This is a genomic window from Pseudoduganella chitinolytica, assembly GCF_029028125.1.
Classification (GTDB): domain Bacteria; phylum Pseudomonadota; class Gammaproteobacteria; order Burkholderiales; family Burkholderiaceae_D; genus Rugamonas; species Rugamonas chitinolytica.
In genome coordinates this window covers 4,237,055-4,260,443 of record NZ_CP119083.1, presented here as the reverse complement: position 1 = coordinate 4,260,443, position 23,389 = coordinate 4,237,055, and the positions used below count along the sequence as shown (strand labels likewise).

The window sequence follows — 23,389 nt, the reverse complement described above, 5'->3', positions numbered from 1 at the left end:
TCTTTAGCATGAAGATCGTCGTCATCGGCCACGGTATGGTGGGCCACAAATTCCTGGAATGCCTGGCGGAGCAGCATGCCGGCGTGCAGGTCACCGTCCTGTGCGAAGAGCCTCGTCCGGCCTACGACCGCGTCCACCTGTCGGAATTCTTCGCCGGGAAAAGCGCGGACGAGCTGTCGCTGGTCAAGCCGGGCTTCTTCGACCGTGACGACATCGTGCTGCAACTGAATGCCCGTGCCACCGCCATCGACACTGCTGGCAAGACCGTCACCGCCAGCACGGGTGAAGTACTCACCTACGACAAGCTGGTGCTGGCCACGGGTTCGTACCCGTTCGTGCCGCCGCTGCCGGGCAAGGACCGCAAGGACTGCTTCGTCTACCGCACCATCGAGGATCTCGAGGCGATGCTGGAGGCGGGCAAACGGCTGAAAACCGGCGTGGTCATCGGCGGCGGCCTGCTGGGCCTCGAATGCGCCAAGGCGCTGCGCGACATGAACCTCGTCACGCACGTCGTCGAGTTCGCCCCGCGCCTGATGGCGGTGCAGGTCGACGATGGCGGCGGGCGCGTGCTGCGCGCCAAGATCGAGGAACTGGGCGTGACGGTCCACACGGGCAAGAACACGCTGCAGATCGTCGATGGCGAGCAGGGCGCGCACCGCATGGAGTTCGCCGACGGCACCCACCTGGACGTGGACATGATCGTGTTCTCGGCCGGCATCCGCCCGCGCGACGAACTGGCGCGGGCCGCCGGCCTGGCCATCGGCCCGCGTGGCGGCATCGCCATCGACGACACGTGCCGCACGTCCGATCCGGATGTGTATGCGATCGGCGAGTGCGCGCTGTGGAACGGGCAGGTGTTCGGCCTGGTGGCGCCCGGCTACGACATGGCACGCGTGGCCGCGAAACACATGCTGGGCCAGGAAGCGGCCTTCACGGGCGCCGACATGAGCACGAAGCTGAAACTGATGGGGGTCGATGTCGCCAGCATCGGCGACCCGCATGCGAAGGAGGAGGGCGCGCGCAGCTACCAGTTCACCGACGAGCGCAAGCAGATCTACAAGAAGCTGATCGTGTCCAGCTGCGGCAAGTACCTGCTGGGCGGCGTGATGGTGGGCGACGCCACCGAATACGGCACCCTGCTGCAGATGATGCTCAATAAGATGGAGCTGCCCGAGTCGCCCGAATTCCTGATCCTGCCGCAGGCGGACGGCAAGGCCAAGGCGGGCCTGGGCGTCGATGCGCTGCCGGCGGGCGCGCAGATCTGCTCGTGCAACGACGTCTCGAAGGGCAAGCTGTGCGAGGCCGTCGGCGGCGGCGCCACGTCGATCGGCGCGCTGAAGAAGTGCACGGGAGCCGGCACGGCGTGCGGCGGCTGCGTGCCGCTCGTCACGCAGATCATGAAGGCGGAGATGAAGAAGCTGGGCATGGACGTCAACAACCATGTCTGCGAGCACTTCGCGCACTCACGCCAGGAGCTGTTCCACCTGGTGCGCGTGGGGCAGATCAAGTCGTTCGACGAGCTGCTGGCACGCCATGGCAAGGGCCTCGGTTGCGACATCTGCAAACCGGTGGCCGCCAACATCTTCGCTACGTGCTGGAACGACTTCGTGCTGAAGAAGGAGCACGCCGGCCTGCAGGATTCGAACGATTACTTCCTCGGCAATATCCAGAAGGACGGCACGTATTCCGTGGTGCCCCGCATGCCGGGCGGCGAGGTGACGCCGGACGGCCTGATCGCCGTCGGCCAGGTCGCCAAGAAGTACGGCCTGTACACCAAGATCACGGGCGGCCAGCGCGTCGACCTGTTCGGTGCCCGCGTCGAACAGCTGCCGGCCATCTGGGAAGAGCTGATCGAAGCGGGCTTCGAGACGGGCCATGCCTACGGCAAGTCGCTGCGCACGGTGAAGTCGTGCGTGGGCTCGACGTGGTGCCGCTACGGCGTCGATGACAGCGTGGGCCTGGCCATCGAGCTGGAGAACCGCTACAAGGGCCTGCGCACGCCGCACAAGATCAAGTTCGGCGTGTCCGGCTGCACCCGCGAGTGCGCCGAGGCGCAAGGCAAGGACGTCGGCATCATCGCCACCGAGAAGGGCTGGAACCTGTACGTGTGCGGTAACGGCGGCATGAAGCCGCGCCACGCCGAACTGCTGGCCGTGGACCTGGACAAGGCCACCCTGGTGCAGTACATCGACCGCTTCCTGATGTTCTACAGCCGCACCGCCGACCGCCTGCAGCGCACCAGCACGTGGCGCGAGAACCTGGAAGGCGGGCTGGATTACCTGAAGCAGGTCGTCATCGACGACAAGCTGGGCGTGGCCGCCGAGCTGGAAGCGGACATGCAGCGTGTCGTCGACACCTATGCGTGCGAGTGGAAGGAAGCCGTCAACAACCCGGAGACGCGCAAGCGCTTCCGCACGTTCGTCAACAGCGAAGCACCGGACGACAACGTCGTCTTCATGGAAGAGCGCGGCCAGATCCGTCCGGCCACGGTCGAGGAACGCAAGCGTATTCCCATCAAAGTCGCCTGAGGAGAATTGTCATGGAACGTGAAAATGTAGCCGCCAGCTGGACCGCCGTGTGCGGCGTCGACGATATCGTGCCGAACACCGGCGTGGCCGCGCTGTTGAACGGCGAGCAGGTCGCCGTGTTCCGCTTGAACGATGGCAGCGAGCCACGCGTGTTCGCCATCGGTAACTACGATCCGAACGCGCAGGCCGGCGTGCTGTCGCGCGGGCTGGTGGGCAACCTGGGCGAGCGCATCGTCGTCGCCTCGCCGCTGTACAAGCACCACTTCGACCTGCAGACGGGCGAATGCCTGGAAGCGCCCGAGAACTCCGTTCCGACCTGGCCGGCCCGCATCGATGGCGGCAAGGTCTGGGTGGGCGCCTGAGGACGCACGGATGAAACCCGCGCTGGTCGTCATCGGCAACGGCATGGCCGGCATGCGCACGGTGGAGGAGCTGCTGGCGCTGGCGCCGGACCTGTACGACATCACGGTGTTCGGCGCCGAGCCGCACGGCAACTACAACCGCATCCTGCTCTCGCCCGTGCTGGCCGGCGAGAAGACGGTGGACGACATCATGCTCAACACGCGCGAGTGGTATGCGGAACATGGCATCGCGCTGCACGCGGGCGATCCGGTCGAGCACATCGACCGCCAGCGCCGCATCGTGCGGGCCCGCTCGGGCCTGGAAGTGCGCTACGACCGGCTGCTGCTGGCGACCGGCTCGAAGCCGTTCATCATTCCGGTGCCGGGCCATCAATTGCCCGGCGTGCTGGCGTTTCGCGACATCGGCGACGTCGAGGGCATGCTGGCCGCGGCGCGCGACCACCGCCGTGCCGTCGTCATCGGCGGCGGCCTCCTGGGGCTGGAAGCGGCCAATGGCCTGATGCGCCAGGGTATGGAAGTCACGGTGGTGCACGTGACGGATGCGCTGATGAACCAGCAGCTCGACAAGCCCGCCGCGCAGCTGCTGCAGGCGGCGCTGGAGAAGCGCGGCATGCGTTTCCTGCTCGATGCGCAGACCAGCGAAATCGTTGGCACCGATCGCGTCACCGGCATCCGTTTCAAGGACGGCAGCGAGATCGCGGCCGACCTCGTCGTGATGACGGCCGGCGTGCGTCCCAATATCGCGCTGGCGCAGGCGGCCGGCCTGCACTGCGAACGCGCCATCGTGGTCGACGACACGCTGCAGACGTACGACCCGCGCGTGTACGCCGTGGGCGAATGCGTGCAGCACCGCCGCGCCACCTTCGGCCTTGTCGCGCCCATCTGGGAGCAGGCCCGGGTCTGCGCCGCGCACCTGGCCGGTACCGGCCACCGCCGCTACGTGCAGCAGGCCTCACCCACGCGGTTGAAAGTCACCGGCATCGACGTCTATTCGGTCGGCGATTTCATCGGCGGCGAGGGCAGCGAGGACCTGGTACTGCGCGACGCCCGCCGCGGCGTCTACAAGCGCCTCGTGCTCGACGGCCCCCGCCTGGCGGGCGCGGTGCTGTATGGCGACGTGCAGGACGGCCCGTGGTATTTCGACCTGATCCAGAAGGGCGCGGACATCACCGCGCTGCGCCATCATTTGCTGTTCGGCCCCGTGCCGCAGGCAGCCTGAAAGTCATCCCATGAACCTGTCCCAGGAACACCTCTCCGTTCGTACCACGTGCCCCTACTGCGGCGTCGGCTGCGGCGTGCGCGCCACGCCCCAGGGCGCCCAGCAGGCCAGCGTTGCCGGCGATACGGCCCATCCCTCCAACTTCGGGCGGCTGTGCGTGAAAGGCTCGGCGCTGGGGGAAACGCTGGGCCTGGAAGGCCGGCTGCTGCACCCGCACGTGCGCGAGGATGGCGTGCTGCGCCAGGTGAGCTGGGATGCCGCGCTGGACAAGGTGGCCGCGCAATGGCGTGCCATCGTGGCCGAGCACGGGCCGGATGCGGTGGCGTTCTACGTCTCCGGCCAGTTGCTGACGGAGGACTACTACATCGCCAACAAGCTGATGAAGGGCTACGTCGGCAGCGCCAATATCGACACCAACTCGCGCCTGTGCATGTCGTCCGCCGTGGCGGGCCACAAGCGCGCGTTCGGCGAAGACATCGTGCCGGTCTCCTACGACGACCTGGAACTGGCCGACATGATCGTGCTCGTGGGGTCCAACCTGGCGTGGTGCCACCCGATCCTGTTCCAGCGCATCGCGAAGGCCAAGGAAGCGCGGCCGGACCTGAAGGTCGTCGTGATCGACCCGCGCCGCACGGCCACCTGCGAGCTGGCCGACCTGCACCTGTCCATCAAGCCGGGCACCGACGTGTGGCTGTTCAATGGCCTGCTGACTTACCTGCACGGGATCGGCGCCGTCGATCCCGCCTTCATCGCCGCGCATACCAACGGCTTCGACGCGGCGCTGGCCGCGGCCAGCATCACCCCAGAGGAGGTGGCGCAGGCCTGCCGCCTGAAGGTGGAGGACGTGCTGGCGTTCTACGAGGCGTTCGCCGCCAACGCGAAGGTGATCACGGGCTTCTCGATGGGCGTCAACCAGTCCAGTGCCGGCACCGACAAGGTCAATGCCATCGTCAACTGCTACCTGGTTGGCGGGCGCATCGGCAAGCCGGGCGCCGGGCCGTTCTCCATCACCGGCCAGCCCAATGCGATGGGTGGGCGCGAGGTGGGGGGGCTGGCCAATATGCTGGCCGCGCACCTGGACCTGGACAACGCCGCGCACCGCGCCGCCGTGCGCGAGTTCTGGCGATCGCCGACGATCGCCGAGAAGCCCGGACTGAAGGCGGTCGACCTGTTCCAGGCCATCGAGGCCGGAACAGTAAAAGCCGTGTGGATCGTCGCCACCAACCCGGCGGTCAGCCTGCCTGACGCCGAGCAGGTGCGGCGCGCGCTGGCCCAGTGCGAACTGGTGGTCGTCTCGGACGTGGTGCGGGACACGGACACCAACGCGCTGGCGCACGTGCTGCTGCCGGCGCTGGCGTGGGGCGAGAAGGACGGTACGGTGACGAATTCGGAGCGCCGCATCTCGCGCCAGCGCGCCTTCCTGCCGGCCCCCGGCGAAGCCCGCGCGGACTGGCGCATCCTGGCGCAGTTCGCCCAGCGGCTTGGCTACGCCGGCTTCGACTACGCGGCCGTCCATGAAATCTTCGACGAGCATGCCCGCCTGTCCGCCTGGCGCAATACGCCGGAACAGCTGCCACGCATGTTCGACATCGGTACGCTGGCCGGCCTGGACCGCGCCGCCTACGACGCGCTGGAACCGGTGCGCTGGCCGCTCGGCAAGACACCGTTCGCGGACGGCCGTTACTCGCATCCGGACGGGCGCGCTCGCTTTGTGGCGACGCCGCCGCGGCTGCCCGTCAACCAGGCCGGCGGCGAGTTCCCGCTGGTGCTGAACACGGGCCGGCTGCGCGACCAGTGGCACACGATGACGCGCACGGGCCGGGCGCCGAAGCTGGCCGAGCATACGCCGGAGCCGTTCGTCGACCTGCACCCGCAGGATGCGCTGCTGTGCGGCGTGCGCGAGGGCGAATTGGCCCGCATCGGCTCGAACTGGGGCAGCATGGTGGCGCGCGTGCGGCACGGCGGCGGCATCGCGCGCGGCAGCGTGTTCATTCCGATCCACTGGAACGGCCAGACATCGTCCGACGCGCGCGTGGGCGCACTGGTCAACCCCGTCGTCGATCCCGTCTCGGGCGAGCCGGAGTTCAAGCACACGCCCGTGATGGTGGACCGTTTCCCCGTGCAGTGGCACGGCTTCGTGTTGAGCCGCGCTGCGCTCGGCCTGGAGCAGGTGGCCTACTGGACCAAGGCGCAGGGTGCGGGCTTCAGCCGCTATGAGCTGGCGGGCCGCAACCGCATCGGCGACTTCGGCGCCTGGGCGCGCGAACTGCTGGAGGTGACGGATGACGACGCGGATTGGCTGGAGTACAGCGACCGCAGCGCGGGCGTCTACCGCGCCGTGCACCTGGTCGACGACCGTATCGTGCAATGCGTGTTCGTGTCGCCGCGCCCGGACCTGCCGGAGCGGGCCTGGCTGGCCAGCCTGTTCGCCAGCGAGCGCCTGTCGGACCAGGAACGTGCCGGCGTGCTCGCCGGCCGGCCGCTGCGCCAGGGCGCGGACGCTGGGCCGACGGTGTGCTCGTGCTTCGGCGTGGGCCGCAACACGATCTGCAATGCGATCCGGGAGAACGACCTGGCGACGTCCGCGCAGGTCACGGCCTGCGTCAAGGCGGGCGGCAACTGCGGCTCGTGCGTGCCCGAGATCCGGCAGCTGATCGCCGTGGTACGGGCGGAAGCGGCCGAGGCGGCAGAGTAAAGATTCGGACACCGCGGGCCATCCCGGTGCCGCTTTTGCACCCCAAAGGCAAGTTCTGGGGTCAGACCCGCCGGGTCTGACCCCGGCTTCCTGGTCTTGGGGTGCGGTAAATGCCAGCGACCAGCAAGCGCTAGTCTTCTTTGGCGGTCAGACCGAGTCGTCGGGATTCTTGCCGTCGTCCCTGGTCAGGCCCTTGATCGCCATCGGGGCGATTTCGAGCAGCGGTTTGGCGAGCGAGAGGGCTTGGGGAACGATTGCGGCAAGTGCGGGTAATGCCATGGTTTTCTCCTGTGGGGTTGGACTACCTTGCTGGGTCGTTCCCTGCCCGGCGAAGTTCCGTCCAAGCCCCTGCGAAAATTCAGCCGATCCGCAGTTCGCTCTGCGGATCGAAGAACACCGCTTTCGACAGATCGAACGCCAGCTTCACTTCGCCGCCCGGCAGCGCATTGGCGCGCGGGTGTGTGCGGCACGTGATGCGCGTGCCGTTGAACCAGCTGAACACCAGCGTGTCCGGACCGGTCGGTTCCGTGATCTCGACCTTGCAATCGACTTCGGTCGGGTGGTACGCCGTCGTGGCGCCGATGCGGCGGGCGCTGTCCGCGTCCGTCACGTGTTCCGGCCGGATGCCCAGGATGACCTGCTTGCCCAGCCACTGGCGCAGCGCCGGCGTCGCATCCGGGATCGGCAGCAGCGTGGTGCGACCGCCGTGCTCCAGCGCGAACGACAGGCCGTTCTCCGCGACCAGCTGGCCGCGCAGGAAGTTCATCGAGGGCGAACCGATGAAGCCGGCCACGTACAGGTTGGCGGGATTGTCGTAGATCTCCTGCGGGCTGCCGAACTGTTGCACCACGCCGTCGCGCATGACGGCGATGCGGTCGCCCAGGGTCATGGCCTCGATCTGGTCGTGGGTGACGTAGACGATGGTGGCGCCCAGGCGCTGGTGCAGCAGCTTGATCTCGGCACGCATCTCCACGCGCAGCTTGGCGTCCAGGTTCGACAGCGGTTCGTCGAACAGGAACAGGGCCGGATCGCGCGCGATGGCGCGGCCCATGGCCACGCGCTGGCGCTGGCCGCCCGACAGCATGGCCGGCTTGCGGTCCAGCAGGTGCTTCATCTGCAGCGTCTCGGCGACGCGGTCGACGATCTTGTCCTGCTCCGCCTTCGGCACCTTGCGGATGCCCAGGCCGAACGAGATGTTCTCGCGCACCGTCATGGTCGGATACAGCGCGTAGGACTGGAACACCATCGCGATGTCGCGCTCCTTCGGCGGCACGTCGTTGACGACGCGCTCGCCGATGCGGATTTCGCCCTCGGTCACGGTTTCCAGGCCGGCGATCATGTTCAGCAGGGTGGACTTGCCGCAGCCGGAGCCGCCGACGAGGATGAGGAACTGGCCGTCCTCGATGTCGAGGTCGATGCCCTTCAGGATGTCGGCGCCGTTCGGGTACACCTTGCGCACGTTACGGATCGATAAGCTTGCCATGATGTCTCCAATTATCCTTTGACTGCGCCGGCGGTCAGGCCGCGCACGAAGTATTTGCCCGCGACGAGGTAGATCGCCAGCGTCGGCAGCGCCGCGATGATCGCCGCCGCCATGTTCACGTTGTATTCGGTCACGCCGGTGGAGGTGTTGACCAGGTTGTTCAGCGCCACCGTGACCGGTTGCGCGTCCGCGCCGCCGAACACCACGCCGAACAGGAAGTCGTTCCAGATCTGCGTGAACTGCCAGATGAAGCAGACCATGAAGATGGGCAGCGACAGCGGGAAGATGATGCGGCGGTAGATCATGAAGAAGCCGGCACCGTCGATGCGCGCCGCGTTGACCAGTTCATCGGGCACCGTCACGTAGTAGTTGCGGAAGAACAGCGTGGTGAACGCGATGCCGTAGATGATGTGCACCAGCACCAGGCCCGTCGTCGTGTTGGCCAGGTCGGCCATCCCCAGCAGGCGCGCCATCGGCAGGATCACCACCTGGAACGGGATGAAGCAGCCCACCATCAGCGCCGTGAAGACCACGTTGTGGCCCGGGAAGCGCCAGTGCGCCAGCACGTAGCCGTTCAGCGACCCGATCAGGCTGGAGATCAGCACGGCCGGGATCACCATCTTCACCGAGTTCCAGAAGTAGGGCGCCAGGCCCTCGCAGGTGACGCCCGTGCAGGCGCCCGACCAGGCCTTGGCCCACGCGGCCGTGGTGGGCGCGAGCGGGAAGTCCAGCAGGTTGCCGGTGCGGATCTGGTCCAGCGTCTTGACGGACGTGGTCAGCATCACGTAAAGCGGTGCCAGGTAGTACAGCGCCACCAGCACGAGCAGTGTGTAGATGACGATGCGGCCGGGCGCGACGCGGCCCTTCTCGATATGCAGCTCAGCGGCCATGGCGCGCTCCTTTCGTTTCCAGGTACATCAGCGGCACCAGCACGGCCAGCACGGTGGCCAGCATCATCATCGCGGACGCGGCGCCCAGGCCAAGCTGGCCGCGCGTGAACGAGAACTGGTACATGAAGATGGCGGGGACGTCGGACGACGTGCCGGGACCGCCCGCGGTCAAGGCCATCACCAGGTCGAAGCTCTTGATGGCGATGTGCGCCAACACCAGCAGCACGCTGAAGAAGACGGGGCGCAGCGACGGGATCACGATGCGCCAGTAGATCGTCGGCAGGCTGGCGCCGTCCACCATCGCGGCCTTGATGATGCTGTCGTCCACGCTGCGCAGGCCCGCCAGGAACAGGGCCATGACGAAGCCGGAGGACTGCCACACGCCGGCGATGACCACGGTGTAGATGGACATGTCGGAATCGACCAACCAGTCGAACGTGAAATTGGTGAAGCCCCAGTCGTGCATCATCTTTTCCAGGCCCAGGCCGGGATTCAGGATCCACTTCCAGGCCGCGCCGGTGACGATGAACGACAGCGCCATCGGGTACAGGTAGATGGCGCGCAGCGCGCCTTCATGGCGGATGCGCTGGTCCAGCAGGATCGCCATGGTCAGGCCGATGGCGAGGCAGAACAGGATGAACAGGCCGCCGAAGATGCCGAGGTTGGCGGCGGAGACCCACCAGCGTTCGATGTCGAACAGCCGCTCGTACTGGCCGAAGCCGGCGTACTCGAAGTTGGGCATCATGCGCGATTCGGTCAGCGACAGGTAGGCCGTCAGGGCGATGAAGCCGTAGACGAACACCAGCGAGGCGACGATGGTAGGGGACAGCACGAGGCGCGGCAGCCACGCATCGGCCAGCGCGCCGAAGCGGCTGCCAGGACGCGCGGGCGGCTTGACGGCACTGTCGTTGGCGGCGGTCTTGCCGGCCGCGGGTGTCACGGGCGCAGGCGGCCGCGTGGCAGAGAACAACGGTGTGACGGACATGGGGGATTCTCCGGAAAGCGCAGGGCGTGGGACGGCTACGGCCGCGGCGGCGCGCGGCCTTGTTGCTACAACCGACGAGGCCGTGTCCCACCGGGGTGACTGACCCCGCGGTGAGACACGAGCTCGACGGTAGCGGGCTTACATCGTCTTGGCGGCTTTGGCGAGGGCTTGCGCGGCTGCCTGCGGCGTCATCGTGCTGTTCATGAAGCGGGCGATGACGTCCTGGATGGCGCCGGCCTTGGCGGTGTCGACCGCCATGCCGTGTGCCAGCGACGGGACCAGGCCGCCGCTCTTGCTGGTGGCGGCCATGTCGTCCATCGACTTCTGCGCGCAGCTGTCGAACTTGTCGCGGGCGGCGCCGGCGCGCACGGGGATCGAGCCCTTGTTCAGGTTGAACGTCTCCTGGAAGGCGGGGCTGAGGACCGCGTTCGCCAGCGTCAGCTGGGCCTTCTGCTGCTCGGGTTCTTGACCTTGAACATGGCCAGCGAGTCGATGTTGAACGTGAACGCCTTGTCGGTGCCGGGAGCGGCCACGCACAGGAAGTCCTTGCCCGGCACCTTGCCGGCGGCGGTGAACTCGCCCTTGGCCCAGTCGCCCATGAACTGCATGCCGGCCTTGCCGTTGATGACCATGGCGGTGGCCAGGTTCCAGTCGCGGCCCGCGGCATCCTTGTCGATGTAGGTCTTCATGCGCGCCAGCGTCTCGAAGCTCTTGATCATCGTGGGGCTCGTCAGGCTGGCCTGGTCCAGCTGCACCAGGGCCTTCTTGTAGAACTCCGCGCCGCCGGTGCCCAGCACCACGGATTCGAACAGCGTGGCGTCCTGCCACGGCTGGCCGCCGTGGGCCAGCGCGACCAGGCCGGCCTTCTTGATCTTGTCGGCCGCGTCGAAGAACTCGGCGAAGTTGGTCGGGGCCTTGGCGCCGGCCTTGGCCAGCACGGCAGGGTTGACCCACAGCCAGTTCACGCGGTGCACGTTGACGGGCACCGCCACGTAATGGCCCTTGTACTTCATGATGCTGGTGACGACTGGTGGCAGCGCCGCGTCCCACTTGCCTTCGGCGGCGGCCTGGTCGATATTGGCCAGCACGCCTTCCTGGCCCCATTCCTGGATCGCCGGGCCCTTGATCTGGGCGGCGGTCGGCGGGCTGCCGGCCATCACGCGCGCCTTCAGCGCGGTGGCGGCGTTTTCACCGGCACCGCCGGCCACGGCGAAGTCCTTCCACGCCACGCCTTTCGACTCCATGATCTTCTTCAGTTCGGCGGCCGAGCGGGCTTCGCCGCCGGAGGTCCAGTAGTGCAGCACTTCCACTTGCGGTGCGGCCTGGGCGGCGGCGCCGGCCAGGGCCAGCATCGATACGAGGGCTTTCAGTTTCATGACTTGTCTCCTTGTGTGTTGTAGCGCGTCAGCCGATTACCACCAGGCTTCCACCTGCACGCCGTACGAGAAACCGCTGGTGTCCTTGCCGTACACCGGGCCGCCGTTGTTGAAGGCGTTCACCAGTGGCGCGGCGGCGTCGTTCCATTTGCCGTAGGTGGCGAACAGGCGCAGCTCGGGGCGCGACCAGAAATCGCGCGACAGGGCGATGGTCGGGGCGATCGTCAGCTTGGTCAGGCGCGCGGTGCCGGGGATGGTGTCGGACTTGAGCTGGCTCACGCCCAGTTCGCCCTGCAGCTTGAAGTTGTCGGTGAAGGCATACGACGGACGGCCGCCGACGGTGGTCCAGGTGGTGGCGCCGTTCGGGCCGTTCTTGTCGCGCTGGTACAGGGCGATCAGGGACACGCCGAAGTCGCGGGTCGGTTGCAGGTACAGCTCGTCGAACACGCGCACGCGGGTGTAGTCCGAACCCAGCAGCGTGCTGCCGGATGGGCCCATGCGCGAGCAGCAGGCGCCGCCGATGCCGGTGCCGGGGCCGACGCCGTACTGCAGGCCGAACTTGTTGTTACCGCCGAGGACACCTTTCTGGTGGTGGAACATCGACAGCTGCCAGCCGTTGTGGGTGGTGTTGTCCTCGCCCTCGGCGGTAATGATGGACGCGGCAAAGTCGATGGTGCCGCCCGGGTTTACCGGCAGGTCTTCGTACAGGATGTTCTGGCGCGTGGCCGACGTGGAATCGGTGACGCGGCCGGTGACGGGATCGACGTTGTTCAGGTCGTTGTCCTTGAAGAACGCGTAGCTGATCTTGCCTGGGCCCAGCGGGAAACGGTCGATACCGGCACCGGTACCGTTCATGTTGATGTACTGCAGGTCCAGGATATGGATGTCCGGACGCAGGTAGTGGCGCTTGCCGGCCCAGGCCGTACCGCCGTTCAGGAACGGCAGGCCGCGTGCCTCGACGTAGGCCTTCGTCACTTCCAGGTCGGCGTCGCCGAAGTCGGAGCTGTTCTTGTAGGCGGTCGCCCAGAAGGTGGCGACGAAGCTGACGCCGTTGTCGGCCTTGGCCACTTCCTTGGTATAGCCCAGCTCGGTGAAGCTGTCGCACTCGTTACCGAGGCGATAGGTCATCGAGACGCCGCCGAGGCCGTAGCAGCTCTGGCTGCCGCCGTGGTTGCTGTTGCCGACGCCGGCGCGCACGTAGCCGTGGAAACCTTCGACGTCGCGTTCGGCAGCGTTGGCGGCGCCGCAGGCAAAAGCCAGCGCCATGGCGGCTGCCATGGGCTTGAAGAGGGGATTGCAGGTCATGCTGTCTCCGGAGTTTAGTTTGTTTAGTTCTTGATATTGCCGTACGGAGCGCACAGTAGCATTCGGAAAATTGTGACTCCAGCAAACTCATCCGGATGTGTTGTTTTTTTATAAGTACATGATTCTTATGAAATTCTTAATTGCGAAGTAGGCGGTCCGCTCACATAAAATTACACGGCAATATGAGCCCGCCCACCCGCTCGCAACATTTCGCAACAAATCCTCATGTATTCTTGCAAAATGTGTCAGATAGTTACCATGATTTAACGAAAGCTTTGGGGTATAGTCCGACACTCGGCAATCAGCCGAGCCATGAGAAGCGCTGCCCAGCAGGCGGCCCACAGCGATGACGGAGACGACCCACCACACAGTTCGCAAGGCCCTGGCGGCCCTGTGCCTCGCCGCATGCGCGTGCGCGGCGGTGCCGGCGCACGCCCAGTCCCTGCAGGTGCTGCACTGGTGGACGTCGGACAGCGAGCGCAAGGCGGTGGACCTGATCGCGCGGCGCCTGGGCGAGCAGCAGGTGGGCTGGCGCGACAGCATGGTGCCCAGCGGCTCCGGCGTGGGTGCGGGCATCGTGCTGCGCAGCCGCATGCTGGCCAAGGACGCGCCGGAGGTCGCGCAGCTGAACGCCATCGTCGTACGCGACTGGGCGCGCCTGAACCTGCTGCTGGAACTGGACACGGTGGCCGCCGCCGGCCACTGGAACAAGCTGTTGCTGCCTACCGTCGCCAGCACGATCGAGTATGACGGCCACGTCTACGCCGCGCCGCTCGGTATCCATCGCATCAATACGCTGTTCTACAACCGCAAGCTGCTGCAGCGCCTGGGCCTGCCGGTACCGGCCACGTGGAAGGAGTTCGAGCGGGTCGCCGCCAAGCTGCAGCGGGCCGGCATCGTGCCGCTGGCGCAGAGCAGCGAACCGTGGCAGGTGGCCACGCTGTTCGAGACGATGGTGCTGGCCGAAGGCGCGGACCTGTACCGTGGCCTGTTCGTGCGCCGCGACGCGGCGGCCTATGCCGATCGGCGCCTGGCGGCCGCCCTGTTGCGGTTGCGCGGGGTGAAGCGCTGGATGGGCCGCCCGATCCAGGAGCGCATGTGGCCCGACAGCCTGCAGGAGTTGGCCGGGCAGCGCGCCGCGATGATGGTGATGGGCGACTGGGCCAAGGGCGAACTGCTGTCGAAGGGCCAGGCCGTGGACGTGGACTTCGGCTGCGCCGCGGCGCCCGACACGGGCCGCTATCACCTGTACAACGTCGATACGCTCAGCATGGTCGGCACGCGGCCGGAAGCGCGGCCGGCGCAGGAAAAGCTTGCGGCGCTGGCGCTGTCGCCCGCAGTGCAGGCGGACTACAATCGGATCAAGGGATCGATCCCGGTATTGCGCCAGCCGGCGTTCGCGAAAATGGACGCCTGTGCGCGCGCCTCCTGGAAGCTGTTCAACAGCGGTGCCGAGGCGCAGGTCCCGAGCCTGGTGCACCGCATGTCCACCGACGAGACCGTGCGCGACGCGATCGTCACGGAGGTGCACCGCTTCTTCCTCGACGACAGCATCCCCGTGGCCGACACCCAGCGCAGGCTGGGCACCATCGCCCGCACCTTCATCAAGACCAAATAAATGAGTTCAGCTGCATCATGCGCCGTATCCTGATAGTCGACGACGACCAGAAAACCCGTATCCTCCTGAAGACCTACCTGGAGAAGAACCAGTACGCGGTCGACCTGGCCCATGACGGTGCCACCTTCCTGGCCGAATTCAACCGCCATGTCGACGAGCTGTCGATGGTGATCCTGGACGTGATGCTGCCCGATACGGACGGCTTCGCGCTGTGCCGCACCGTGCGCCAGCGCTCGAATGTCCCCATCATCATGCTGACGGCCAGCTCGGACGAGACCGACCGCGTGGTCGGCCTGGAGCTGGGCGCGGACGACTACATCTCCAAGCCCTACAGCCCGCGCGAACTGCTGGCGCGCATCAAGGCGATCCATCGCCGCACGGGCGTGGACAATGCCGCGGCGCCGCGCTACTACCATTTCGAGGGCTTCACGCTCGATACGGTGGCGCGCACCGTCACGGGTCCGGAAGGGCCGGTGGCGCTGACGGGCCTGGACTTCCAGCTGCTGAAGTACTTCGTCGAGCATGCCGGCGACATCCTCGACCGCAGCGTGCTGTGCGAAGGCACGCGCGGGCGCGACGCGGGGCCGATGGACCGCTTCCTGGACGTGCAGATCAGCCGCCTGCGCCTGCGCCTGAACGACGGCGGCGGGCACCCGAAGCTGATCAAGACCGTGCGTGGCGTCGGCTACGTGTTCTCGGCCGACGTGACGGCGTCCCATGCTTGAACGGGTGCGCCGCTGGCTGCCCAGCCACGTGCTGCCGTATTCGCTGCAGGGCCGGCTGATCCTCGTGATGGCGGTCGGCGTGCTGCTGACGCAACTGGCCGGCAACGTCATCTGGGCCGCGCAGCGCCGCGCCGAGGCGCGCGACGAGGCCCGCACGGCGGCGCAGCACGTGGCGCACAGCGCCTCCAGTGCGGTGCGCTTCTTCCTCAGCCTGCCGCCGAACTACCGTCCCCTGATCATCCAGCAGTTCCGCGAGATGGGCGGCACGCGCTTCCTCGTCAACATCAACCGGGGGCCGTTGCCCGTGCGTGCGCTGGCCGGCCAGGAACTGGCCGATGCCGCGCTGGCGCAGCTGCGTGCCACGCTCAAGGAAGACCTGCCGAACACGCCCGACCTGCGCATCGCGTTCGCGTGGCCGGAGCGCCTGCCCGTGGGCGACGACGGCGTCACGCTGGCCGACCTGCCGGAAACGTGGACACAGCACATCATGCTGGCGCGGCCGGCACCGGTGCTGCTGATCCAGGTCGAGCTGGACCCCGGCCATTGGCTGTACCTGGCGACGCTGATGCCGAATCCCTACTTCCTCGAGTCGGGCAATCCGCTGACGCGTGACCGGCTGCTGCTGCAGGCCCTGTCGCTGGCCGCGGTGCTGCTGGTGACCGTGGGCGTGGTGCGCTGGATCACGCGGCCGCTGGCGGCGCTGTCGGAGGCGGCGACGGCGTTCGGCCGGGGCGAGAACCCGCCGGCGCTGCCGGAAGCGGGCAGCCGCGAGTTCGTCACGACGGCACGCGCGTTCGAGGACATGCGCAAGCGCATCCAGCGCTACATGGAAGACCGGGAGCGGCTGTTCGTTTCGATCTCGCACGACCTGCGCACGCCGATCATGCGCCTGAAGCTGCGCTCGGAACTGCTCGACGAGGACGAACTGCGCAACGAGTTCCACGACGACCTGGACGAACTGGACATGATGGTCAAGGGCGCGCTGCAGACGGTCAAGGACAGCGACATCCATGAAAACGCGACCGAGGTGCGGCTCGATGCGCTGCTGGGCCGCATGGTGCGCGATGCCCAGCTGGCAGGCCACGCGGTGACGTACACGCCATCGAACCTGACGGTCACGGCGAAACCGCTGGCGCTCAAGCGTGCCATCGGCAACCTGCTGAACAACGCGCTGCACTACGGCGAGCGGGTCGAGCTGGCGGTGCGGGAAGCAACGGGCAATATCGAGATCGTCGTGCGCGACCACGGCCCGGGCGTGCCCGAGCAGGCCCTGGCCGAACTGGCCCAGCCCTACGTCCGCCTGGAGCACGGCCGCACCCGCAATGGCAGCGGCATGGGCCTGGGCCTGTCGATCGCGCGCGGCATCGTGCACGCGCACGGCGGCGAGCTGCTGCTGGCCAATGCGGCCGATGGCGGGTTCCAGGCAACCATCGTGTTGCCGGGTGGAGTCTTCAGCGCGGCGTGATGGCCAGGGACCGGCGCTCGTCAACGCAGCCGGCCGCGCCACTCCCACCACGCACTGCCCAGGAACACGGCGCACGCCACGAACAACACCCCCGGCAGCGCATGCATGCCCAGCCCCTGCATCAATGCCCCCGTCGCCAGCGGTCCGGCTGCGCTGGCGATGCCCCATGAGGCATTGACGACGGCCGAGGCGGTGGTCAGCGCGCCGCCGGTAAAACGCTCGCCGCAGGCGACCAGCGCCAGCATGTAGATGGCACCGGCGGCCGCGCCCAGCGCCAGCAGCAGGGTCCACCACAGCCAGGCAATGCCGGCCGCCAGCGGCAGCAGCGGCAGCAGCAGGCAGACGGCGATGCCGCAGCCGACGTGCACGCGAAAGCGGCCGAAGCGGTCGGCCAGGGCGCCCATCGCGAACTGCAGCGCCGTGTCGCCCACCAAGACCACGGTCACCGACAGCAGCGCCAGCTCCGTCACGATCCCCTGGCGCATCGCATACACGGGCAGCAGCGCGAGGATCAGCGTATCGAACAGCGCAAAGAACGCGGCGCCCAGCGCGATCATCGGCATGCGCGGCAGCACATCCTGCCAGCGTGCGTGCGCTTCCTCTTGCGCCGGCAAGCGTGTGCCGTTCAGCAGCGCAAGGCCGGGCAGCGCCACGACGAACAACAGGGCACAGGCGGCGAACGGCCAGGCCAGCTTCCCGTTCAGCAGGGCGACCAGGGCGGGCCCGGCCAGCTGGAACAGCGTGAAGCTCGTCGTGTACAGCGCGACGACGCGGCCGCGCGACCGGTCCGGGGCGATACGGTTGACCCAGGCCTCGCCGATCGTAAACAGCACGCCCAGCGCGGCACCGAACAGGGCGCGCAACAGGCACCACAGCCAGACGGCGTCCGTCAACTGCATGGCCGCCGTGGCGAGGGCGGCCACCCACACGCCGCCCATCATCGTGCGGCGCGGGCCGAAGCGGGCGACCCAGCCGGTGACGAACGGGGCGACACCGAGGATACCCAGCGCGCTGGCGGCCGTGACGAGGCCGATGATCCGCGTGCCGGCGCCGCGCGCATCCAGCACGAGCGCCGTCAGGGGCATGGTGGCGCCAAGGCCGAGGCCGACGATGCCGATGCTGAGGACGAGGGCGGAGAAGTCACGCCAGGGCAGGTTCTTCATGGCGCATGGACGAAAACGGAGGTCAAGACGGGCGATTCGATTGGTTGGGGGCAAATGATAGCAAAATTGAATTTGTGATAAATTAAGTCATCGGTCGTTTGCGACCGCGCAGTGCCGCCACGGCGGTATTGCGGGGTCGGGCCTCATGTGGAGTCGATACACCATGCGCCGTCCTATCGTTCTCGTTCCTGCCTGCACCCGGCAGATTGGGCACTTTCCCAATCATGCCGCGCAAAACAAGTACGTCAACGCCGTCGCGCTGGGCGCGAAGTGCATGCCGCTGATCCTGCCTGCCCTGGCCGAGTTGACGGACATGGAAGCGGTGCTGGCGGTGGCCGATGGCGTCATGCTGACCGGTTCGGCCTCCAACGTCCATGCGGACCTGTACGGCCAGCCGATCCGCAATCCGGCCTTGCCGCTGGATGCGGCGCGCGATGCGACGACCCTGCCGCTGATCCGGGCCGCCGTCAAGCGCGGGATTCCGCTGCTGGGCATCTGCCGCGGCTTCCAGGAGATCAACGTGGCGCTGGGCGGCACCTTGCACCAGGCCGTGCAGGAACTGCCAGGCATGATGGACCACCGCGACCGCGAGGACGACTCGCTGGACGTGCAGTACGGTCCCGCGCATCCGATCCGGCTGACCCCGGGCGGCAAGTTCGCGCAAATGCTGGGCAACCCGGAAGAGATCATGGTGAACTCGCTGCACGGGCAGGGCGTGGACGTGCTGGCGCCCGGCCTCACCGTGGAAGCGGTGGCGCACGACGGGCTGGTGGAGGCCTATACTGTGGATGCGGCCCAGGGTTTTACCTTGGCGGTGCAGTGGCACCCCGAGTGGCGCATCACGGAAAACCCCGACTCCATGAAGATGTTCCTGGCATTCGGCAACGCGTGCCGCGAATACCAGGCCAGGCGCCAGGAGCGGGGCTGATGAAACCGTACGACAACCCGGCCGGAGGGATCCCTTAGCTGTTCTTGCGAAGTCAGTACACGGGACCGCGGCCGGGCCGCGATCAATGACTTTTTGGAGCAAGAGATGGCTATCCGCGAGAACTTTACCTATACCGACATGGATGAGTGGCTCAATGAAAAGCGAGTCACCGAAATCGAATGCCTGGTGCCGGACCTGACCGGCGTCGCGCGCGGCAAGATCCTTCCCCGCGTCAAATTCACCGAAGACCGCGGCATGCGCATTCCCGAGGCCGTGCTGGGCATGACCGTCACCGGCAATTCCCCCGTCGACGATCCCGCCTACGACCGCGCGATCTCGCGCACCGACCGCGACATGATCCTGAAGGCCGACCCCACCACCATCACGATGGTGCCGTGGGCCTCCGATCCCACCGCGCAGGTGATCCACGACTGCTATTTCGCCGATGGCCGGCTGGTCGACTTCGCGCCCCGTTCCGTGTTGCGCCGCGTGCTGAAGCTGTATGCGGACAAGGGCTGGAAGCCCGTCGTGGCGCCCGAGCTGGAGTTCTACCTGACCGCCAAGATCTCCGATCCGGACCTGCCGCTGCGCGCGCCGGTGGGGCGGAGCGGCCGCGCCGAGACGTCGCGCCAGGTCTACAGCATCGACGCCGTCAACGAATTCGATCCGCTGTTCGAGGACATCTACGACTATTGCGACATGATGGGCCTGGACGTCGATACCCTGATCCACGAGATCGGCGCCGGCCAGATGGAAATCAACTTCCTGCATGGCGAGCCGCTCGGCCTGGCCGACAAGGTGTTCTTCTTCAAGCGCACGTTGCGCGAGGCGGCGCTGAAGCATGAGATGTACGCCACCTTCATGGCCAAGCCAATGGCGGGCGAGCCCGGGTCGGCGATGCACATCCACCAGAGCGTGGTGGACGCGGAAACGGGCTGGAACATCTTCAGCAACCAGGACGGCTCGCCGTCGCCCCTGTTCAAGCACTATATCGGCGGCTTGCAGCGCTACATGCCTTCGGCGCTGGCGATCGTGGCGCCGTACGTGAATTCGTACCGCCGGCTGGTGCGCCACACGGCGGCGCCGATCAATATCCAGTGGGGCATGGACAACCGCACCGTCGGCTTCCGCGTGCCGGAATCGGGCGTGCAGGACCGCCGCGTGGAAAACCGCATCATCGGCTCCGACGCCAATCCCTACCTGGCCCTGGCCGTCACGCTGGCCTGCGGCTACCTGGGCATGACGGAGCAGCTGGAGCCAACCGCGATCACGACCGGCAGCGCCTACGAGATGGAATACGAGCTGCCGCAAGGCCTGCCCGAGGCGTTGCAGCGCCTGCGCGGCGAGGACAAGCTGCGCGAGGTGCTGGGCGAACGCTTCATCGACGTCTACGCCGCCATCAAGGACCTGGAACACCAGGAATTCATGACCGTGATCAGCCCCTGGGAGCGCGAGCACCTGCTGCTGCACGTCTAAGCACCGGCGCCGGCCGAAGAGCTTTCCCGGCCGGCGTGCTTGGGAGTACACTGGTGTCGAAAAGGCTGGCAGCCCGCGTGCCGGCCGCATAACTGGAGCGCATCATGACAACGACTCCCATCGTGCCGGTCCTGCCGGACACGCAGGCGCTGCAACGCCTCGACGCCGCCCATTTCCTCCATCCGTTCACGGATCACCGGGCGCTGGCCGAAAAGGGCGTGCGCGTGATGGTGCGGGGCGACGGCATCTATTTGTGGGATTCGGAAGGGCGCAAGGTGCTCGATGCGATGTCGGGCCTGTGGTGCGTCAACGTCGGCTACGGTCGCACCAGCATCACGCAGGCGGTGACGCGGCAGATGGACACGCTGCCGTTCTATAACAGCTTCTTCAACACGACGACGATCCCGGCGGTGCAACTGGCCGCCAAGCTGGCGCGCATCGCGCCGGAAGGCTTCCGCCACGTGTTCTATACCGGCTCCGGCTCGGAGGCGAACGACACCAACGTGCGCATGGTGCGGCGCTACTGGGACCTTCTGGGGCAGCCGGACCGCACCGTCATCGTCAGCCGCCACAATGCCTATCACGGCAGCACGATGGCGGGGGCTTCGCTGGGTGGCATGAGCGGCATGCACGTGCAGGGCGGCCTGCCGATTCCCGGCATCGTCCACATCAACCAGCCCAGCTACGCCGACCATGGCATGGGCATGACGCCGGAGGAATTCGGCGTGCATGCGGCGTCCTGGCTGGAGGAGCGCATCAAGGAACTGGGGCCGGACAAGGTGGCCGCCTTCATCGGCGAACCGATCCAGGGCGCCGGCGGCGTCATCATCCCGCCCGTCACGTACTGGCCGGAGATCCGCCGCATCTGCGACAAGTACGACATCCTGCTGATCGCCGACGAAGTCATCACGGGCTTCGGCCGGCTGGGTAAATGGTTCGCTTCCGAGCAGTTCGGCATCGGGCCTGACCTGATCACGTTCGCCAAGGGCGTCACCTCCGGCTACGTGCCGCTGGGTGGCGTGCTGGTCAGCGACAAGGTGGCGCAGGTGCTGGTCGCCGGCGGCGACTTCAATCACGGCTTTACGTATTCGGGCCATCCGGTGGCCTGCGCGGCCGCGCTGGAGAATATCCGCATCATCGAGGAAGAAAAGCTGCTGGAGCAGGTGGCGCACGACACGGCGCCGTACCTGAAGGCGCGCTTTGCCAGCCTGGCGGCGCATCCGCTGGTGGGCACGGCCGAGAGCTGCGGCTTTGTCGCCGGCTTGAACCTGGTGCGGCGCAAGGCCGGCAACGTGCACTACCAGGTCAAGTTCGATCCGAGCCTGGGCGTGGGCATGATCTGCCGCGGCCACATGTTCGACAACGGCATCATCATGCGGGCGGTGGGCGATCGCATGATCATCGCGCCGCCGCTCGTCATGACGCGCGCGCAGATCGACGAGATGATCGGCCTGATACGGTTGTGCCTGGACCGTACGCTGGACGACCTGGAGCGGCGCGGCTGGATGGGGTGACAGGCACCTCTTTCAGGGCCTTCCGGCCCTGAAAGAGTGCCTGTCTCCGTGGGCGTCCTTGCTCAGGCCTTGGCGCCGTGCAGGTGTGCCGCCGGGTCCTGCCGGTCCTTCAGCACCTGCGGCGCCAGCGAACCGATGAACATGCCGGCAAAGGCGGCCAGCAGGCCCGCCAGCTGGCCCGGGAAGTGCGTGCCCAGATCGGAAATCTGCGGGAAGAACACCACCCACACGGCGATGCCGGCCGCGATCGACAGGATCGCGCCCTGCGTGGTGGCGCGCTTCCAGTACAGGCCCATCACCAGCGGCACGAACGCGCCCACCAAGGTGACCTGGTAGGCGCTCGACACCAGCTCGTAGATCGACGTGCCCTGCATGGCGATCGCATAGCTCAGCACCAGCGCGGCGAAGACGACGATCGTCACGCGCATCGCCAGCAGCTGCTGGCGGTCGCTCATGCCGGGACGCAGGTTCTTCAGGATGTTCTCGACGAAGCTGGTCGACGGCGCCAGCAGCGTGGCCGACGACGTGCTCTTGATGGCCGACAGCAGCGCGCCGAAGAACAGGATCTGCATCACCAGCGGCATCTTGGTCATGACGAACGTGGGCAGCAGGCGCTGGTAGTCGTTCTTGGCGATGTCCATCGCCTGGTCGCCCATCACGACGACGGCGGCGGCCACGATGAACATCGGCACGAAGCCGAACAGGATGTAGCTGGCGCCGCCGATGACGGCGCCGTTGCGGGCCGTGGGCGCGTCCTTGGCGGACATCACGCGCTGGAACACGTCCTGCTGCGGGATGCTGCCGAACATCATCGTGATGGCCGCGCCGAAGAAGAAGACGATGTCGGTCAGCTTCGGTTCCGGCAGCAGGCGCCACAGGTCGGCCTGCTGCGCCATCGCCAGCACCTTGTCGGCGCCGCCGGCCAGGTCGGCCGCGAAGAACGCGATGATCGTCATGCCCACCACCAGCACGATCATCTGGATGAAGTCGGTGATGGCAACGGCCAGGAACCCGCCGACGACGACGTAGATCAGCACGGCCAGCGTACCGATCACCATGCCGACGGCAGGTGTCATCGCGCCGTCGGTCAGCACGGAGAACACGAGACCCAGCGCCGTGATCTGGGCGGCGACCCAGCCCAGGTAGCTGAGGATGATCGTCACGGAGCAGAACACTTCGATGCCCCTGCCGTAGCGCTGGCGGTAGTAGTCGCCGATCGTCAGCAGGTTCAGCTTGTACAGCTTGGTGGCGAAGAACAGGCCCACGAGGATCAGGCAGGTACCGGCGCCGAACGGGTCCTCGATGACGGCATTCAGGCCGCCCTGGACGAACTTGGCCGGCACGCCCATCACGGTCTCGGCGCCGAATCAGGTGGCGAAGGTGGTCGTGATGACCATGATCAGCGGCAGGCTGCGGCCGGCGACGGCAAAGTCGGCGGTGTTCTTGATGCGGCGCCCCGCCCACATGCCAAGCGCCAGCGTGCCCAGCAGGTAGAGCACGACAAAAGTTATCAGGGTGGTGTTCATGCAGGTGTGGGCAAAAGAGTGATCGAAAATTCAGCCGGAAAATCCGCGATTATAAGGGCAGAAGCTGGCGGTAACATCAATTTTGCTAGTGTCCATCATCGACTGTTGTAATGATGGAATGCGCGCCGGCG

At 66.9% G+C, this 23,389-nt stretch carries 18 protein-coding genes and 1 pseudogene; 10 read left to right on the top strand and 9 right to left on the bottom strand.

Going from position 1 to position 23,389, the window contains the following annotated elements; all coding sequences use genetic code 11:
* Nucleotides 1-8 precede the first annotated feature (8 nt).
* The 4 genes from nirB to PX653_RS18885 are packed head-to-tail and all read left to right on the top strand — an operon-like array spanning nt 9 to nt 6,804.
* Nucleotides 9-2,528, top strand: coding sequence for a nitrite reductase large subunit NirB (gene nirB / locus PX653_RS18900; RefSeq protein ID WP_277414287.1), 2,520 nt, complete (start codon nt 9-11; stop codon nt 2,526-2,528).
* 11 nt (nt 2,529-2,539) lie between these two features.
* Nucleotides 2,540-2,890 carry a nitrite reductase small subunit NirD gene (nirD, locus tag PX653_RS18895; RefSeq protein ID WP_277414286.1) on the top strand — a complete coding sequence of 117 codons (351 nt, stop codon included), beginning with the start codon at nt 2,540-2,542 and terminating at the stop codon, nt 2,888-2,890.
* A gap of 10 nt (nt 2,891-2,900) precedes the next feature.
* Complete coding sequence (locus tag PX653_RS18890) at nt 2,901-4,109, top strand: NAD(P)/FAD-dependent oxidoreductase (protein WP_277414285.1); 1,209 nt, start codon at nt 2,901-2,903, stop codon at nt 4,107-4,109.
* 10 nt (nt 4,110-4,119) lie between these two features.
* Nucleotides 4,120-6,804 (top strand): nitrate reductase, encoded by a 2,685-nt coding sequence (locus tag PX653_RS18885; protein ID WP_277414284.1) that lies wholly within the window; start codon nt 4,120-4,122, stop codon nt 6,802-6,804.
* Between the two features lie 147 nt (nt 6,805-6,951).
* Here PX653_RS18885 and PX653_RS18880 read toward each other — a convergent pair whose 3' ends face one another.
* From PX653_RS18880 to PX653_RS18855, 6 genes and pseudogenes are all read right to left on the bottom strand, one after another.
* Entirely contained in the window at nt 6,952-7,083 is a 132-nt protein-coding gene (locus PX653_RS18880) for a hypothetical protein (protein WP_277414283.1), read from the bottom strand.
* A gap of 79 nt (nt 7,084-7,162) precedes the next feature.
* Nucleotides 7,163-8,287, bottom strand: coding sequence for an ABC transporter ATP-binding protein (locus PX653_RS18875; RefSeq protein WP_277414282.1), 1,125 nt, complete (start codon nt 8,285-8,287; stop codon nt 7,163-7,165).
* An 11-nt stretch (nt 8,288-8,298) separates the two neighbouring features.
* Nucleotides 8,299-9,177, bottom strand: coding sequence for a carbohydrate ABC transporter permease (locus PX653_RS18870; protein ID WP_277414281.1), 879 nt, complete (start codon nt 9,175-9,177; stop codon nt 8,299-8,301).
* Complete coding sequence (locus tag PX653_RS18865; protein WP_277414280.1) at nt 9,167-10,162, bottom strand: carbohydrate ABC transporter permease; 996 nt, start codon at nt 10,160-10,162, stop codon at nt 9,167-9,169. Before PX653_RS18865 ends, PX653_RS18870 begins: the two co-directional genes overlap by 11 nt.
* A gap of 138 nt (nt 10,163-10,300) precedes the next feature.
* Nucleotides 10,301-11,538, bottom strand: a pseudogene (locus tag PX653_RS18860) (ABC transporter substrate-binding protein).
* Between the two features lie 36 nt (nt 11,539-11,574).
* Nucleotides 11,575-12,843, bottom strand: a complete 1,269-nt coding sequence (locus PX653_RS18855; protein ID WP_277414279.1) for a maltoporin — start codon at nt 12,841-12,843, stop codon at nt 11,575-11,577.
* A 346-nt stretch (nt 12,844-13,189) separates the two neighbouring features.
* Between PX653_RS18855 and PX653_RS18850 the strand changes: the two genes are divergently transcribed.
* Genes PX653_RS18850 through PX653_RS18840 form a run of 3 tightly spaced genes read left to right on the top strand, consistent with a single transcriptional unit; the run spans nt 13,190 to nt 16,651 of the window.
* Nucleotides 13,190-14,461: an ABC transporter substrate-binding protein gene (locus tag PX653_RS18850; RefSeq protein ID WP_277414278.1), complete on the top strand. Its 1,272-nt coding sequence runs from the start codon at nt 13,190-13,192 to the stop codon at nt 14,459-14,461.
* Between the two features lie 14 nt (nt 14,462-14,475).
* On the top strand, nt 14,476-15,186 hold the full coding sequence (locus PX653_RS18845) for a response regulator (protein WP_277418604.1): 711 nt from the start codon (nt 14,476-14,478) through the stop codon (nt 15,184-15,186).
* A complete protein-coding gene (locus tag PX653_RS18840) occupies nt 15,179-16,651 on the top strand; it encodes an ATP-binding protein (protein ID WP_277414277.1) in 1,473 nt (490 codons plus the stop codon). The genes PX653_RS18845 and PX653_RS18840 overlap by 8 nt, the downstream gene beginning before the upstream one ends.
* A gap of 20 nt (nt 16,652-16,671) precedes the next feature.
* Here the strand turns inward: PX653_RS18840 and PX653_RS18835 are convergent, their stop codons facing one another.
* Nucleotides 16,672-17,814, bottom strand: coding sequence for an MFS transporter (locus PX653_RS18835; protein ID WP_277414276.1), 1,143 nt, complete (start codon nt 17,812-17,814; stop codon nt 16,672-16,674).
* Nucleotides 17,815-17,977: 163 nt separating this feature from the next.
* Between PX653_RS18835 and PX653_RS18830 the strand changes: the two genes are divergently transcribed.
* From PX653_RS18830 to PX653_RS18820, 3 genes are all read left to right on the top strand, one after another.
* The gene (locus tag PX653_RS18830; protein WP_277414275.1) at nt 17,978-18,742 is read left to right on the top strand and encodes a gamma-glutamyl-gamma-aminobutyrate hydrolase family protein; all 765 of its coding nucleotides are present in this window, start codon (nt 17,978-17,980) and stop codon (nt 18,740-18,742) included.
* A gap of 105 nt (nt 18,743-18,847) precedes the next feature.
* The gene (locus PX653_RS18825) at nt 18,848-20,218 is read left to right on the top strand and encodes a glutamine synthetase family protein (RefSeq protein WP_277414274.1); all 1,371 of its coding nucleotides are present in this window, start codon (nt 18,848-18,850) and stop codon (nt 20,216-20,218) included.
* Between the two features lie 104 nt (nt 20,219-20,322).
* Nucleotides 20,323-21,732, top strand: a complete 1,410-nt coding sequence (locus PX653_RS18820) for an aspartate aminotransferase family protein (RefSeq protein WP_277414273.1) — start codon at nt 20,323-20,325, stop codon at nt 21,730-21,732.
* A gap of 62 nt (nt 21,733-21,794) precedes the next feature.
* On the opposite strand, the gene PX653_RS18815 is transcribed toward PX653_RS18820, so the two are convergent.
* Together PX653_RS18815 and PX653_RS18810 are read right to left on the bottom strand one after the other, a co-directional pair.
* Nucleotides 21,795-23,081, bottom strand: a complete 1,287-nt coding sequence (locus PX653_RS18815; protein WP_371876352.1) for a high affinity choline transporter 1 — start codon at nt 23,079-23,081, stop codon at nt 21,795-21,797.
* An 18-nt stretch (nt 23,082-23,099) separates the two neighbouring features.
* Nucleotides 23,100-23,258, bottom strand: coding sequence for a hypothetical protein (locus PX653_RS18810; RefSeq protein WP_277414271.1), 159 nt, complete (start codon nt 23,256-23,258; stop codon nt 23,100-23,102).
* Between the last annotated feature and the right edge of the window lie 131 nt (nt 23,259-23,389).